The sequence below is a fragment of the Firmicutes bacterium HGW-Firmicutes-1 genome (assembly GCA_002841625.1).
Lineage (GTDB): Bacteria > Bacillota > Clostridia > Lachnospirales > Vallitaleaceae > HGW-1.
In genome coordinates, this window is the sequence record PHAG01000001.1 from 251,340 (window position 1) to 267,602 (window position 16,263).

Sequence of the window (16,263 nt, forward strand, 5' to 3'; positions counted from 1 at the left end):
CTGCCTTTTTAATTATCTGATATGATAAATTTGATGATTATCTGCTATACTCTTACTCCTTATAATGATAGAGAATTTTACTTTTTTGTAATCGCTGATAGTGTTTTATCTTATGGCCAAGCGCATTCACTTGAAAAAACCAAATAGAAAATATTTCCCATATAGCAACCCACGCACCAATAAATAAGCCCTCTGAAATAATACGATCAAATAGTGGGTCTAGAATTATTTTATTTGAAAATACCGTTGAAATCAATAATAATGTACCGATAATAAAAAACAATACGGTACTTCTCATCAATCGATAACGTTCTGACTGGGTTTGACGAATCTTATATCCAAAATAATTATGAATCCCCTCAATGCTCCTTGTCTCCCGTTTCACATCATATAAATGCATCAACAGGAAAAAATCAACTATAAACTCTCGCTTCTTCGGAATCTCATATGAACAAGACATCAGGTACTCAAGCAAATCCTCATCTAAATCCCGATTCACAAAAGGTGAGTAATCCCAATCACTATATACATCCCGATAGTCATTGAGTTGAATATCAATATGATATATCTTTTTATTCTCATCATAACGATAGATAGTTTTTAGTATCTTTTCCTTCATTTCCTCACCTTTGCTTTTACTTATTGTCATTATTGAGATTATTATAGTCTATATTGGCCAATTGTCAATAGATTTCTATTTATCTCTAATCATTATAAGGCATTTTCAAATGTAATAATTAGGTAATAGGGATGATTTTTGTAGTTTAATTAACATTCATCTTTACTCTTCAAAAAATAATTAATAACAAATAACAGGAGTCCCAGTATCAATATTATCGTAAATTACATTTACTACATCGTAGGAACAATTTATACAACCATGAGACCCATCTGTCTCATAAATATTTCCTCCAAACTTACTTCTCCAATTTGCATCATGCATTCCTATACCTCCGTTAAAAGGCATCCAAAAGGTAACCGGAGCTGCGTAATCTGGACCTCTTAATACAACATTCTTTGCTTTTCTTTTTAATGTGTATACGCCTACCGGTGTTGCATGACCGCTACTTACATTGCCCGTAACAATATTCCCTTCTACAAGAAGCGCGTCACTTTTATAAAACCATATATGCTGCTTGGTCAAACTTATTTCTACATAGGTATTGCCGATATCACAGTATGAGGGTTCCAGTATAGTAGTTGATCCTTTTTTAATAGTTGAAATCAAATTTTGCATTTCTATATCTTTATGAATAGAGTTTGCAAAATCACCTCCATCGATTTGTATTGCTTCACCTGAAGATGTTTTAATGTTTCTTGTCCTTCCGATCGTATTGTATTTTTCTGATAATACATCTATATACTCTTCCACTTTCCTCTCATTGATTGCAACATCAAAATTTTCATCAACTATTAGCCATTTATTTATTATGGAACCGTCTAAAACTTCTTTACTGTTTCCGAAAGTATAGATAATTGTTGAAGATGCGTACTGATTAAGGATATTTTTAACCTCTATTGTCTTTTGTGACTTATAATTATACTTCGGCTCTATGTAGCACCTGATTAATTCCAAATCAAGCTCTACTTCCGCCTTAGATAATGTATCCGACAAATGAGCATATAATTTCGATTGATCTACCTTGTTTCCAGAGATTTCATCTACAATTACATAATAGCCATCTACGTATTGAAAACTGGGATTTCTAGGTTCGATAATATTTCTGCTATCAAGGCAAGAGAGCTTATCTATTCGTTCCTTTAATAGTAGCTCATCATATGTAACTCTTACGGTCATTTCGTAATCATTTTTATTGAAATATGCTAAAATCCAGTTAAAAGGATTTTGATTTTGCCAATCTTTAAGTTCATTAAACTCAAGCAAATTATACTTCAAACCTACCTCAGTGGCTTTTATTTGTTCGCTTTTTCCTCCTCGCTCTTTAAGGTTTAAACTATAATTCTCAAGCTCTGATATCATTAGAATTTTTACATTCTTTACCGATTTCCCTGAAACATTTATTCCATTAATTTCAGAGCCAAAATAAAAATGATTCATGAAAAATACTGTCATAACAAAATAGATGCCGAGTAAAATGCAAAGAGTAATTATGATGTGTAGAACAAATTTCTTGTAGTTTTTTAATGGTTTATCTTCTGGTTTTTGTTCTTGTTCTTCCTGCTCTTGTTCTTCTCGTTCTTCTTGTTCTTCTTGTTTTTCTTGTTTTTCTTGTTTTTCTTGTTTTTCTTGTTCTTCTTGTTTTTCTTGTTCTTCTTGCTGTTCTTGCTGTTCTTGCTGTTCTTGCTGTTCTTCTTGTTCTGCTGATTTCTCCACTTCATTTTCTAATAGACTTTCCATTTGCTCTTCTGTCAGATTTTTCACTTCATTCTCTATTGGATTGTTCACGCCCTTTTCCATTTGATTACCTGTTGTGGTTCCCACTTCCTTTTCCATAATACCATCCTTTAATACTAGCAAATTTATAATTAGTGCCACTTTTAGAGATAAGTTTATCAACATTAATAAAGACAATAAAGTCTACTGTCAATTTTATGTGGTAGCATTCATATTTAAAACGATTATCTCAGATTATGATTTAGAATTAGTTATCACAATTTAGACTAATAAAAAAAGAGCAGCAATTTTATTTTTAAACTGCTAGTCTTTTTATCGAGATTAGTTTGGGATAAATATAACAATTATGTAAACCTGTTTCAAAACATGATATTACTTCTAATTTAGGTTGGCTTTTTCTGTTTATATGAATCTAACTAAACATAGGTGTTCTATATGTTTCCGAACAAAAACTACTTTAGATATCTAACTAACTTGCAATTTAACAATAAAAACCACAAACTCAGAAATTATTTAACTGTTTTTGTGGTTTTATATTTTCTAAAAACGAATCCCTAAATGATAGCTTGTAGGGTACATAATTTACTTATAACCATCCTTTTTGTCCATAGCTTCATCTTTAATTTCTTCTCTCATACCATTGAGAGCACCTTCTCTACGTTCATTTCTCGCTTTTAATGTTTCTATCGTTTTCTCATCATCTGTTTCATCAATCATATCTTCTGCTCTATGAATATTCTCTAAAGTCATATCTATATTGTATTGAATTCTTTCTACATTATCACTTCTATCGTCTTTATTGTGTTTCATCGTTCTTGTCTCCTTTATATGAATAGTTTTTGGTGAGCTTATGTTAAACGCCTACGTCTTATCTTTTGTATATCTATTGCTTTTATTCATCTATCATTAAAATCTCCTAACTATATTTATATTTATCTTCCTCACTAATTTCTTAATAAAAATAAGCTTAACATATTATCTTTCTATATAGAAAAGCACCCCATTTGGGATGCTAATAAATTTTACAATATAGGATATGTATTAAGTCAAACTAACTAATGTTATGGAACCAATATTTGCAATGCCTTTTCCTCAATTTGTACAGAAATGTTATCACTCCAAATAATTTCACCATCAATATTAATTGGCATGGCTTGTTCACTTTTAACCATTAACTTTTTTCCCCTACAAACTGATACTTCGTCAAGAGATTCATGCTTTCCATTAATAAATCTAGGAAGTAAAATCAAAGCTTTCATCCTTGATACTTTAGCAATTATACCAAAATCCAATTCACCATCATCTAATAAAGCTTTAGGTGCCGGTTGCATACCACCACCATAATAACGTCCATTTGCCATAGTGATAAATAGAATACGTTTCTTCATAATGCTTTGATTATCAACACTAATGAAAACCGAATAATCTTTTAGTCGAATGAGATTCCTAAAAATACTGATAAGATAAGAAAATTCACCACTTACCATAGGAATTCGTTTATATTTTTCTGCTTGATGTACAACTAATGCATCAAATCCGATTGATGCGATATTAGTATAATATCTATCGTTGATCTTTCCCAAATCAATCACTTTCAATTTTTGTTTTTGATATCGCTTAAGTATTTCAACAGGATCCTTTATATTCGTTATTCCCTTTATAAAATCATTGCCGGATCCACAGGGAACAGCAGCTACTATTGTTTCGCTATAGTACTTTGACTGAAGCACTCCATTAATGATTTCATTTAATGTCCCGTCACCACCAAGAGAATAAATAATCGTATGCTGTCTCGCATAAGTTTTAGCAAGCTCCGTTGCATGTCCTTTATAACTGGTCACTAAAATCAAAGGATTATTATAAGTTTCTTGAATATAATCTTTTAGATTAATCCCCTTTTTCTTACCTGCTTCAGGATTAATAATAAATACATGTCTTTTCATTTTTATCTCTTTTCTATTTTTTTATGATATTTATTTGAGTAAAGTTCATTCTTGTGGTTAACAATATATTCTTAACAACAATTAAATATAAAATTTCATATTTATTTCTATATAGCAGTTTTAATTATTATCAACAATTTTACCATTAACAAGCAAAAAAATCCACCTCATTCAAATTTATTAATGTGTATTATTGATGAAATAATAGTATACAATTTTCCGACTGAGGAATACTTAAATATAATTACATTATTAAAAGATTAGAATGGTCTAATGATTATTAACATTATTTATTAATCTAATAGACTGCGCATTCGATATTCTAAATCTGAAGGAGGTATCATGGATTCAATTCAAAAAAGCAACGCTCCTATAACAGAGCAAAGTAAAGAGGATCAATTAGCTATTTTTCGAGTAAACCATGCCGAAAACAAACTTACTACGAATCAAGCTATCTGTGTATCTAATACAACCGATTCACTAAAGGCTGGTAACCGAGGCCCAACTCTTATGGAGGACTTCCACTTTAGAGAAAAGCTTACTCACTTTGACCACGAAAGAATTCCAGAACGAGTAGTTCATGCCCGTGGCTTTGGTGCTCACGGTTATTTTCAAGTTTATGAACCTATGAAGGAGTTTACAAAAGCAATATTTCTCCAAGATCCATCCGTAAAAACACCAGTCTTTGTACGTTTTTCTACTGTAGTTGGATCACGAGGTTCAGCAGATACTGTAAGAGACGCACGAGGATTTGCTACTAAGTTTTATACTGAGGATGGAAACTACGATCTCGTAGCTAATAATATTCCCGTATTTTTCATTCAAGACGCAATTAAGTTTCCAGATGTTGTACACGCTCTTAAACCTGAGCCACACAATGAAATACCACAGGCCTCTGCTGCTCACGATACTTTTTGGGACTTTGTAGTGAATAACACAGAAACTGCACATATGATTATGTGGCTGCTTTCAGATAGGGCTATTCCAAGAAGCTTTAGAATGATGGAAGGCTTTGGAGTGAACACCTTTAGATTCGTTAACGATCAGGGCAAAGCTAGTTTTATTAAATTTCATTGGAAGCCTGCTCTTGGGGTTCATTCTCTCGTTTGGGATGAGGCGCAAAAATTAGCAGGTAAGGATCCAGATTATCATCGAAGAGATATATGGGAAGCTATAAATATGGGCGAGTTCCCTGAATATGAATTTGGTGTTCAGCTGATAGATGAAGCGGAAGAGTTCAAATTTGATTTCGATATTCTAGATCCTACTAAAATATGGCCTGAAGAACTTATTCCAGTAAAGATAATTGGTAAAATGACGCTAAATAGAAACGTAGATAATTTCTTTGCAGAGACTGAGCAGGTTGCCTTTCATCCAGGTCATGTAGTGCCAGGAATAGACTTTAGCAATGATCCTTTGTTACAAGGTCGTCTATTTTCCTACTTAGATACACAACTTATCCGGCTGGGTGGACCCAACTTTCATGAAATACCGATAAATCGTTCTGTGGTACCTGTCCATAACAATCAGCGTGACGGTTACCACAGAATGACTATAGACCAAGGGACTGTTAGTTATTTTCCTAATTCTATGCAAAATAACACTCCTACCCCTGTTCCAAGTTCTCAAGGTGGCTATGAACATTATGCTGAAAAAGTTGAAGGATCTAAGGTTCGTGAGCGCAATCAAAGCTTTGCTAACCATTTTAGTCAAGCAACGCTTTTCTGGAATAGTATGTCCGAGATAGAGAAACAACATATTATTGAAGCATTCCACTTTGAGGTTGGAAGTGTTATGGATAAGGAGATTAAGCAGAAAGTTGTAGATATGTTTAATAATGTAGATGGACAACTAGCAACTCAAATAGCTTTAGGGATAGGTGCCGTATCGCCACAAACTCCAAAACCTACTGAGAGCACTACTATTTCATCAGCATTAAGCCAAGCTAACACAAAAAAAGATGCCCGAACAAGAAAGATAGCTATTTTAGCAGACAATGGATTTAACTACGAAGAGCTTACTCAAGTAATGGATACTCTTAAAAATGCTAGCGTACACACAGAAATAATAAGTAAGAATTTAGGCATGATAGTAAGTTCTGACGGAAAGCAATTAGAAGTTGGTAAAAACTTTGTTACCACCGGTTCTATAAAATATGACGGAGTCTATATAGCCGGAGGAAAGCAAAGTGTAGATAGCCTGGTCCAGCAAGGTGATGCTATACACTTTGTAAATGAAGCCTTTAAACATGCTAAGACAATAGGGGCTTCCTGTGAAGGAGTAGATCTATTAATGTCCACAGCTGTAAAGAATGTAACAATGGCCAGTCTAGAACAGTCAGAGATAGTTAATGAATTAGGCATAATTACTATACGAAATGCTGTTAATATGAGCGATTTCAGTAACCAATATATATCAACCCTTGCTCAGCATAGACACTGGGATCGTCAGAATCAAAAAGAAATGGTACCAGCTTGATGAGTACACTATACGCAAAGCATTGTTACAATGATAATATTTTCATTCATTCTACTATTAACTTTCAAAAAATTACACCACATTAGGTTTTCTTAATGTGGTGTTTTTAACTACTGTTTAATAAAATTTTGTTTATTATATATCTATAATTCACATTTTAATCTTATTTTATATTCAATACCAATCATTGCCGTTTTAGGTACAAAGGGGACGATTCTATTTGTTTTACCTGTATTTTTAACAACCTGATAATCCCTTTATTTAGGCTTTCAAATACTGTTTTATATATTCTGTAATTTCCTTGAGGGACTTTTTCCCTTCTGGGGTAAGCTTAGGAAATATAGTAAAAACATGGAACATACCCTTCCATAACTTTAAGTTTACTTGTACTCCATCTTTTCTAGCCTTTTCTGCTAAATTTAATGAGTCGTCAAGCAATACCTCATCGTCACTTGTATGTATAAGTATAGGAGGAAATCCATTGAAATTTCCATACCTTGGAGAAATCAAAGGATTTTTTGTATCCTGGCCTCTTGTATAGGCCTCCACCAATGATATTTGATCTTCCAAAATCACCATTGGGTCTTTTTTCGCGTTGGTTTTATAGCTCTTGGCAGTTAGGGTAAGATCCGTTAACGGAGAAAAAAGAGCAAGCGCCGCTGGTAAAGCATCTCCTTTGTCTCTTAATGCTAATGTCAAAGCTAAGCATAATCCTCCTCCCGCAGAATCTCCCACAAGAATAATATTTTTAGAAGCTATTCCTTCAGATAAAAGGCTTTGGTATACTGAAATTGCATCCTCCAATGCTGCAGGAAATGGGTTTTCAGGAGCTAACCTATATTCCACATATAGTGTTCTAATACCCGTCTCCTTAGCTAAAATACTAGTAAACTGCCTGTAAGTAGTTATGGATCCTACACAATAACCCCCACCATGTAAAAACACAATGACTTTGCCTTTAGGTGCGTTCTCTAAAAAAAACCACTCTCCTGTTACACCACCTAACTGCACCTGTTGTAATTTAACATTCTTTGCTAATGAATATTTTCTGCTTAATTCATCAGTTTTTTTTCTTCTTAAGTTAAAATCTTTATCCCTTGGTATTACTTTCTTCATGATTTTTTTTACTATCCAAGCTTGTATACTCATTTAATCCCTCCATCTTCCTAATGATATTTATATAACTTATTATACCATATCATACAAATACCCTTTATCAAATAATATATTCGTCAAAGGATACTCGCCTTCTGTATTCGCATTCGAAAGTACAACCTAAACGATAATGTTTATATTGTATCCAAAAGATTCATTATGGGCTTCATCAATAATCTTAGTTAAATACTCTTCAATAGTAATTTTCATAACTCTCTATTCATTATTGCGTCATAAAGAAAGCCACCCTAACTCTACATTAAATAGTTACCCCATTTACATTTGCATGCTCATTTTCATCCATTGGTATGATAATGCATCTCCTTCCGTCAATGATTTGTGATTTAATCTGTGATATTTTCTCGGGTTTTACCCGAAGAAACACATCATAATTTGATTTAGTGCCTGCTGAATTAGGCTCAATATCAATCGGAGTATCTTCAATATCATTTGCTTCGAATGTGTTAATGCTCATTGTCTTTTCTAGCTTCTCTTCCAATCGTTCTACCTGTTCGGCTAAGGTCTTTTCCACTTTCCTTTTTTTGTTTTCAGCCAATACTTTTTTATCAATGAGATGATCGATTACTGGCAGGTCATCTCCAAAATTTTCAGCAAAGTCAAGATCAATTTTCTTAGTAATTTCTTCAGGCAAACCACTTTCCATCAAAATCTCCCGAACCGTTTCTTTAGTCAATTTCGCTGATCCTTCGAACGAATCCGTACAGGCAGTCTGCTCCTCTGCAAATTGAATTAAGCTTTCCTGGATATCACCAAAGACCATACTGCTTTTTTCAGTATCATTTACAGCCTTATTAATAATTGTTTGGAAGATGTTCTTTTGTTTAGAAGCAGTAGGTTTTACTTGGCATCCTAATACCAGCTCCATCAATTCGTTATGAGGTTCTGTTGTATTCTTCGTATAAAACATAACCGAATGGATATCCGTGCTGCGATCAGTAAATGCCGGAAATATAAAGGCTGTTTCAGGTGCGCCTACAACCCAGTCTCTGGTACGTGCACCTATTCTGTTTTCATCCTCCAAATATCCAAGCCCCGGTTTTGTAAGGTCCACAGGACATATGGCAACTATTAAATACTCATAGACCTCTTCTGATTCATCCAACTTTTGGTTATCGCTTGTTTTTGTCATGACATCATAAGCATCATGAAATGCTACAATTAGATAGTTCCCCACATATTCATAGCTATCAATGATGAGTTGATAAAATGCATCTAGAAGCCCTGCATCTTTCAATTTGCTTTCTTTAATTCCCAATAAAAAACGCTGTTTGCCGCCTTCTTTTTCTTCCTCAGGGAGAAATGGCAGTTCAAGCAAATTGTTACCAATGGTTCCTGATAATGTTTTTTTAGCAATATCTAAATACTTGAAAAATTCTACATCTTCCAAACTTAGAAATGTTTTATTAAAATTGACTAGAATTTCTTTATGCCCATTGACATAGCATCCACTCATTTTAGTGAATGTACCTTCATTCTTATTTAATCGTCTTCTTAACTCAAGTACATCTTTTTTGTTCATACCCACCTTACCTCCGATTATGCATGATTATCTAGTTTTCTATTATATAGCAAATCAGAGATAAAGCAAAGAAGTAATCATCCATTGCATATAAATTACATTTCGTCAGCATCGTAACGGGCTCCACACCATATATAAAATTACTTTTAGAGTTAACACAACTATATATATTTGCATTAAGTCAAAAGAATTTAAACCCTATGGCTTTGGTTTTTATTGTTTTAGCGTATTTTACCACCATATGAATCCCTTTGTCTTCACTATCTAACGCATCCTTTATAATGAAATACATATCCTCACCGGAACCCTTCATAATGAAATACCTAAAGGTATCAAAGACGTCTGAATTGTATGACACCAATAGAATTAGGATTATACCTTGTCAAATGTTACAAAACCTCCACATTCGCTACGGTTTTGTAACCGAATGCAAGCTAACGCTTGCACATAGGTGGGGGCTTGAACCCCCACTTATAGAAGCGGGGGACTTCTTCCCTTCGGTTAAATATTGCTGAATAACAAAAGTGCCAATGATGGTATTGACACTTTTGAAAGAATTTTTAATTATTTCCACTCTCTTTGACAGGGAGCAGTTCATGAATATAGGTTCTTAGGGTTTCCTACTTTAGTAGCTCTAAGCGGCCTGGGTCATTAGCAAATGCATCTTTTGCATTTTCCTTAGTGACAACAAGTGGAGGAAGTGCGTAGATGCCTACTTCCTTCTTGCCATTGTTCACGTCTGTGTCAAATGCAGGCATACCGTTTCCTGCTTGCAGCGATTTGATGATCTCAATCGTTTTGCTTACTAACGTGTCTGTTGGCTTAGCTATAGTTGAATACTGTCTGCCTTCCCAAATCCACTTAACTGTTTCGTTCTCGGCGTCGAGGCCCGAAGTCACAGGAAGCTCTTGACCAGCCTGCTCAGATGCGGTAATGCACGCACGAGCGATGCCGTCGTTAGGGCAGAGAACACCATCGATTTCCTTATCTGAGTAGAAGCCGGAAAGAAGGGAGTCCATACGAGCTTGAGCTTTAGAATTGTCCCAGTCCAAAGTAGCACACTGAGTAAACTCGTTTTGGCCTGATACTACAACTATAGTACCGTCGTCAATCTTAGGCTGGAGCACTGACATGGCACCCTTGAAGAAGTTGGGAGCGTTGGGGTCTGCAGGGCCGCCGCCGAACAACTCGATGTTGTAAGGACCCGCTCCCTTTTTAGCAGCCAATCCATCTAGCAAAGCCTGCCCTTGAAGTTCGCCGGTCTTGATGCTGTCGAACTGCACTACGCCGTCAATAGCGGTAGTGTTCTCAATGAGGCGATCATAGCCGATGATGAAGATGCCAGCCGCAGCTGCTTCTTCTAGAACCGCACCAAGCTGGGAACCGTCCACAGGACCTACAACGATTACCTTGGCACCATTTTGAATCATCGACTCAATCTGCTGTTGTTGCGTGGTAACCTTGTTGTCTGCGTGCTGGACGATTGCTTCAAAGCCTGCAACCTTCAATTTGCTTTTGAACATCTCATCCGCTTCTGCCCAGTTCTGAGTTCCGAGCCAAGGCAGTGCAACGCCGATGACTGCGTCTTCGGCAAACCCATCGCCGTCTGTAGCAGGTGTCTCAGCTGTTTCGCTGGTTTGTGGTACGTTGGTTTGAGGTGCGCGACCGCAACCCTGTACCATTACCATGATAAGCATTATTACGAGGAATAACGATATTGATTTCTTCATTTTACTATTCCCTCCTGTTTTAAGTCCATCGACTAATATGTAAACCCAGCCATGAGTTTATTAGGAACTACAGTTGGCAGGGTTACCTTCATTAGGTTTACTTTCTTTTTCCCGGAAATATCCTTCCTATGATGGATAGGCGACCCTGCTGCTTGTTGAAAACATCGAAACCAACTGCCGCAAGCAACACAAAGCCCTTAATAACCTGTGTGCGGTCAGCACCAACACCCATGAGCATCAGCCCAGAGTTGAGAACAGTCATCACCAGTCCTCCAACCATCGTAGCAATAACGGTTCCGACACCACCTGAAACAGCCGCCCCACCGATAAATACCGACGCGATGGCGTCCAATTCCCATCCGATGCCATCCGACGGGCCAGCCGCAGTTGAGCGGCCCACAAACATGATTCCGGCTAAAGCCGCAAGCATGGACATATTGAGCATGGTCAAAAAATATGTTCTCTGGACATTTACACCAGACAATGCGGCCGCACTTTTATTGCCTCCGACAGCGTAGATGTAGCGTCCAAATCTAGTCCGCTGTGTGATGATGTGGTAGATAATGACCAAAACCACAAGAATCAGACCCGGTACGGGGAAGGATGTGCCAGGGCGCCCTGTGCCGAAAATCCATGTTATGTACCCAATGACGATGCCGATCAAGCCAATCCGAACCACCACCGGCCAAAGCTCCTCTGTTTTTTCGGACCGTTTTGCCAAACGATTGTACTTGCGCAGTTGCGTAAAGGCGAACGCGGCGACTGCGATTATTCCCAGCAGTAGCGTCGAGTTGTTCATCCCTGTAAAAGCTGGCCCCCACTCGGGCAAATATCCCGCACCGAACACTTTGAGTTCCACCGGCGCCGGCACCGAGATCGACTTTGAAATCCAGATAACGCCGCCACGGAAAATCATCATGCCGCCCAAAGTTGTAATAAATCCTGGAATATTGAGCTTGGCCAGCCAGAACCCCTGCCACGCTCCGATCGTAGCGCCGACTGCAAGGCTGAGGAGTACTCCGAGCCACCACGGCAATCCCAAATCCCGCACCCCAATAGCCATTACCATTCCTGAGAAACCAGCCACCGAACCGACGGATAAATCGATTTGTCCGATTACGATGACCATCAACATTCCAATCGCCAGTACCATTACATACGCATTACCGGATATCAGGTTTTGGAAGTTAGAGGAAGTAATCATTTTCCCCTTCGAAGTAATATTAAAGATAATGGTAAGTGCCACTAAGGCAATTACCATGGTGTAATCCCGTAGTCCGCCACCTAGTATTTTGTTAAAATATTTCATAACGACTTTTCATCCTTTCTTGCTTTAGATTCTGACCCAGAGGTGTTTGTCATCATTTTCATGAGTATTTCCTGCTTGGCCTCATGGCGGTCTATCACGCCCGTTATGTTTCCCTCAAAAATGGTATAAATTTTGTCTGATATACCAAGTAGCTCGGGCAACTCGGAGGAAATGATTATGACTGCTTTCCCCTGATCTGCAAGTTCATGAATTAGGCGATAAATTTCGTACTTGGCGCCAACATCAATCCCACGGGTGGGCTCGTCAAGAATCAGAACATCCGGCTCTGTAAACATCCACTTGCCCAAAACAACCTTTTGCTGGTTCCCTCCGGACAAGGTGGCCACTCCGTGGTCAACGCTTTGCGTCTTGACATTTAAGGAACGGCGGTACTCTTCGGCAACCTGAAATTCCTGTTCCATATCAAGGAGCCCCCCGCGTAAAATTGCCCTTAGATTTGCCGACACAGTGGTTTTGCGGATGCTGTCTAACAAATTGAGCCCCAAGTTCTTGCGATCCTCGGGCACATAAGCGATGCCCTGACGGATTGCGGAGGCAACCGATGTGACGCGTATCTCTTTGCCCTTGACTTTGATAGAGCCTCCAAGGTGGACGCCGTAGTTTCGCCCAAAGATAGACCGCATCAGCTCAGTTCTTCCCGCACCCATAAGACCGGCGAAGCCGACGATCTCTCCGGCTCTGACAAAGAAACTGGAGTTCTTACATACCAGCCGCCCCGGATTATTGGGGTCTTCTACACGCCAATCGGTCACCTCGAAGATGACCTCGCCGAGTTTAGATTCATGAGCGGGATAGCGGTTTTCAATGGAGCGTCCTACCATAGCGCGGATGATGCGGTCCTCATCGACGTGTCCCGCTTCAACGGAGTAGGTTTCGACAGTGCGTCCGTCGCGGATGACTGTGACAGCATCTGCTATTGCCGCTATCTCGTTGAGCTTGTGCGAAATCATGATACAGGTGATGTCCCTGTCTTTTAAGCCGTGCATGAGCTCGAGCAAGTTCGCGGAGTCGGCCTCATTGAGTGCGGAGGTCGGCTCATCGAGAATTAGTAACTTAACGTTTTTGGAAAGTGCCTTCGCGATTTCCACCAGTTGCTGCTGGCCTACGCCCATGTGCTTAATCAAGGTGTTGGGATCAATACTCAACCCTACCCTCTCAAGCAGCTCTACCGTCCGTTTCCGTTCGGCGTCCCAGTCAATCAACCCATACTTCATGATCTCGTTTCCCAAAAAGATGTTTTCAGTAATGGATAGCTCTGGAATCATTGCCAGCTCTTGGTGAATAATAACTATGCCAGCACTTTCCGATTCTTTGATGTCCTTGAATACCATTTCACGGCCCATATAGATAATCTTTCCTTCATAGGAGCCGTGAGGATAAACACCAGAAAGAACCTTCATCAAAGTTGATTTCCCCGCACCATTCTCGCCGCAAATTGCGAGAATGGTGCCTCGATGTACCTCCAGCGACACATCGTCGAGCGCACGCACGCCCGGAAAAAGTTTGGTGATACCTTGCATCTGTAGTATTAAAGGATGTTCCATAATCACACTCCCCATACGCTTGCACTTTGCAAGCAAATATTATTGCGATTCTCCGCAAAATTCAACTGTTTAAGTCCTGCAATCACGCCCTCGTGATCATTTTCCAACGTAACATTTCGTGCCTGTCTTTTTATCTCTGCCGACGCATTGCCCATTGCAATGCAGGTGCCAGTAGCGAGCAACATATACTTTTTGCCTTCTATGGTATAAAAGATTCCTTCTTAGATTTTGCTTTACTTGGTTTAGATTGTATAGCATTGCAGCATAGCATTCTAGTGCTTAATGTCATTCTTCCATGGTGACAATTGTCATAAATGAAACGAAGAGGCTCCTAATTAGGAGCCCCTTCGTTTCTATACATTTCTTCTTTATGCACTGTTTATCTAAGCGCTAATTATGGGGTACAAAAAAGCTGCAAAACACAGTTATTTACCTGTATTTGCAGCTTTTTACGGCTGGAGGTGAAGCTGTACCGCTTCGAGCCGCGTAAAACGACTTCGCTTGGTTCACCAACACAATCGTTAGGACTTGTTGTATCTGCTAAGGTACCTGAACTCCTGTTAAGTAAGATTTCGTAACAGGAATGGACCATATCTGGATGAAGCCTGTATAATACAATAGCCTCATCTCTGTATATCACTACTTTTTCAACATAGAGCTCAATCAATTTTTTACAACTTCTTAAGTCAGAGGCCTCAAATAGCTGTTTTACTATCTTAAATGAATCCTTTATCATATCTTCTGTAACTTCTTTCAAGTTATTGTTATTGCATAGCCTTTGATACTCTGCTTCTGATTGAATTTTTAGATGTTCAAGTTCTGTGAGTTTATTTGCTAACGCCTCAGATGAAACCTTTGATGCTAGGATTAATAAATTATCGATTTCTTTCGAGAATTGAATAATATTTTCTTTAAGATCTTCTCTCCTCTTGACTAGTTCAGCATTTTTACCCAGTTGATAATTTCCATAGACCTTAACAAGTTGAGAAATAAATGCCTCATCATAAACGATTTCTGCTAGTTTTCTAAGCGCTATTTTTTCAATATATTCTCTTCTCACTTCTTTATTCACGCACATGTGCTTGTTTTTTCTTACACTACACCTATACGCTACTTGAAGGGATTTACTTCTTCCAGCATACCTAGAATGTCCAATAAAAGCGCCATGACATTCTCCACAAATTATTTTTCCACTTAAGACATAAATGTGTTTAGGAATCTTACGAGAATCGCCACGTACACGCTTCTTGATTATTTCTTGAGCAAGTTGGAAAGTTTCTTTTGATATTATAGGTGGAACTACACCTTCAACTTTGATGATTTCACTTTCGTCTTTAGAACCACCATGTCGGATTCCATCAACATCTTTCGCTGCAGACTTATTGAAAATATATAAACCAATATATTTTTCATTTCTAATAATGCCACTTAATGAACCATGGGCGAAGTGTTTTCCATTTTTTGTCCTGTAATTTCGCAAATTTAATTCATCTATTACCGCACCGTAGCCTTTACCTTGTGTGTATAAATTAAATATCAGTTTTACCACTTCTGCTTCTTTTGGATTAATCACTAACATCTTTGTTTGAGGGTTTACATCATACCCCAGCGGCGGGTGTCCGCCTGTATGTTGGCCCTTCAAGGCATTTTCTTTCATACCCTTGTGAACTTCCCTTGCAAGGTTTTTAGAGTAGTATTCTGCCATAGCTTCCAAAATCGATTCTAAAATCAAACTTTCTGGGCTTTCATCATCTAAGTACTCTAAGACACTGATGAGCGAAACGCCATGACGTTTGAGTTCCATACGATAACCAATACTGTCTTGCCGATTCCTAGCAAAACGATCAAGTTTATGAACCAATACCAAATCAAAGATTTCTTCTTTAGAATCTGCAATCATTTGTAAGAATTGTGGCCGATTATCTGTAGTTGCAGATTTTGCTTTATCAATATATTCATTCACAACAATCAAATTGTTTTTATTGGCATAATCTTTGATTGCCCTTAGTTGGGCTTCAATAGATTCCTCTCTCTGATTATCTGAACTAAATCGCGCATAAATCACTGCACGAACTACTTGTTTTTTTAATCGAATTTTTTCTATAATATTCATTGTGCCATCTCCTTTAAATTTATGAGATAGCCTCCAAAAATCTCTATTCACTTATCAAGGTGCAGTAAATATCA

At 37.9% G+C, this 16,263-nt stretch carries 10 protein-coding genes and 2 pseudogenes; 1 reads left to right on the forward strand and 11 read right to left on the reverse strand.

The genetic code is table 11. The annotated features are described in order from the left end of the window. Window positions 1-52: 52 nt before the first annotated feature. The 4 genes from CVU84_01170 to CVU84_01185 all read right to left on the reverse strand — a co-directional run bounded on the left by CVU84_01170 (window position 53) and on the right by CVU84_01185 (window position 4,299). The gene (locus CVU84_01170) at window positions 53-619 is read right to left on the reverse strand and encodes a hypothetical protein (protein ID PKM96357.1); all 567 of its coding nucleotides are present in this window, start codon (window positions 617-619) and stop codon (window positions 53-55) included. A gap of 180 nt (window positions 620-799) precedes the next feature. Further along, window positions 800-2,359 (reverse strand): peptidoglycan-binding protein, encoded by a 1,560-nt coding sequence (locus CVU84_01175; GenBank protein ID PKM96504.1) that lies wholly within the window; start codon window positions 2,357-2,359, stop codon window positions 800-802. Window positions 2,360-2,938: 579 nt separating this feature from the next. After that, window positions 2,939-3,166, reverse strand: coding sequence for a small acid-soluble spore protein Tlp (locus CVU84_01180; GenBank protein ID PKM96358.1), 228 nt, complete (start codon window positions 3,164-3,166; stop codon window positions 2,939-2,941). A gap of 251 nt (window positions 3,167-3,417) precedes the next feature. After that, complete coding sequence (locus CVU84_01185) at window positions 3,418-4,299, reverse strand: diacylglycerol kinase (protein ID PKM96359.1); 882 nt, start codon at window positions 4,297-4,299, stop codon at window positions 3,418-3,420. Between the two features lie 342 nt (window positions 4,300-4,641). Here CVU84_01185 and katE point away from each other — a divergent pair, with 342 nt between their 5' ends. After that, the gene (katE, locus tag CVU84_01190) at window positions 4,642-6,777 is read left to right on the forward strand and encodes a catalase HPII (GenBank protein ID PKM96360.1); all 2,136 of its coding nucleotides are present in this window, start codon (window positions 4,642-4,644) and stop codon (window positions 6,775-6,777) included. Between the two features lie 261 nt (window positions 6,778-7,038). Here katE and CVU84_01195 read toward each other — a convergent pair whose 3' ends face one another. From CVU84_01195 to CVU84_01225, 7 genes and pseudogenes are all read right to left on the reverse strand, one after another. After that, on the reverse strand, window positions 7,039-7,926 hold the full coding sequence (locus CVU84_01195) for an alpha/beta hydrolase (GenBank protein ID PKM96361.1): 888 nt from the start codon (window positions 7,924-7,926) through the stop codon (window positions 7,039-7,041). 265 nt (window positions 7,927-8,191) lie between these two features. Beyond that, the gene (locus CVU84_01200) at window positions 8,192-9,472 is read right to left on the reverse strand and encodes a hypothetical protein (GenBank protein ID PKM96362.1); all 1,281 of its coding nucleotides are present in this window, start codon (window positions 9,470-9,472) and stop codon (window positions 8,192-8,194) included. Between the two features lie 620 nt (window positions 9,473-10,092). Continuing rightward, on the reverse strand, window positions 10,093-11,202 hold the full coding sequence (locus CVU84_01205; protein ID PKM96363.1) for a sugar ABC transporter substrate-binding protein: 1,110 nt from the start codon (window positions 11,200-11,202) through the stop codon (window positions 10,093-10,095). A gap of 60 nt (window positions 11,203-11,262) precedes the next feature. Beyond that, window positions 11,263-12,511: pseudogene (locus CVU84_01210) on the reverse strand (sugar ABC transporter permease). Beyond that, on the reverse strand, window positions 12,508-14,076 hold the full coding sequence (locus CVU84_01215) for an ABC transporter ATP-binding protein (protein ID PKM96364.1): 1,569 nt from the start codon (window positions 14,074-14,076) through the stop codon (window positions 12,508-12,510). Before CVU84_01215 ends, CVU84_01210 begins: the two are co-directional and overlap by 4 nt. Window positions 14,077-14,078: 2 nt before the next feature. Then, window positions 14,079-14,261 (reverse strand): annotated as a pseudogene (locus CVU84_01220) (hypothetical protein). A 209-nt stretch (window positions 14,262-14,470) separates the two neighbouring features. Then, complete coding sequence (locus CVU84_01225) at window positions 14,471-16,189, reverse strand: recombinase family protein (protein ID PKM96365.1); 1,719 nt, start codon at window positions 16,187-16,189, stop codon at window positions 14,471-14,473. Between the last annotated feature and the right edge of the window lie 74 nt (window positions 16,190-16,263).

Coding starts and splice junctions, on each gene's coding strand:
- CVU84_01175 (PKM96504.1), bottom strand. CDS start 2,359: ATGGAAAGTCTATTAGAAAATGAAGTGGAGAAATCAGCAGAACAAGAA.
- CVU84_01180 (PKM96358.1), bottom strand. CDS start 3,166: ATGAAACACAATAAAGACGATAGAAGTGATAATGTAGAAAGAATTCAA.
- katE (PKM96360.1), top strand. CDS start 4,642: ATGGATTCAATTCAAAAAAGCAACGCTCCTATAACAGAGCAAAGTAAA.
- CVU84_01200 (PKM96362.1), bottom strand. CDS start 9,472: ATGAACAAAAAAGATGTACTTGAGTTAAGAAGACGATTAAATAAGAAT.
- CVU84_01170 (PKM96357.1), bottom strand. CDS start 619: ATGAAGGAAAAGATACTAAAAACTATCTATCGTTATGATGAGAATAAA.
- CVU84_01205 (PKM96363.1), bottom strand. CDS start 11,202: ATGAAGAAATCAATATCGTTATTCCTCGTAATAATGCTTATCATGGTA.
- CVU84_01185 (PKM96359.1), bottom strand. CDS start 4,299: ATGAAAAGACATGTATTTATTATTAATCCTGAAGCAGGTAAGAAAAAG.
- CVU84_01195 (PKM96361.1), bottom strand. CDS start 7,926: ATGAGTATACAAGCTTGGATAGTAAAAAAAATCATGAAGAAAGTAATA.
- CVU84_01215 (PKM96364.1), bottom strand. CDS start 14,076: ATGGAACATCCTTTAATACTACAGATGCAAGGTATCACCAAACTTTTT.
- CVU84_01225 (PKM96365.1), bottom strand. CDS start 16,189: ATGAATATTATAGAAAAAATTCGATTAAAAAAACAAGTAGTTCGTGCA.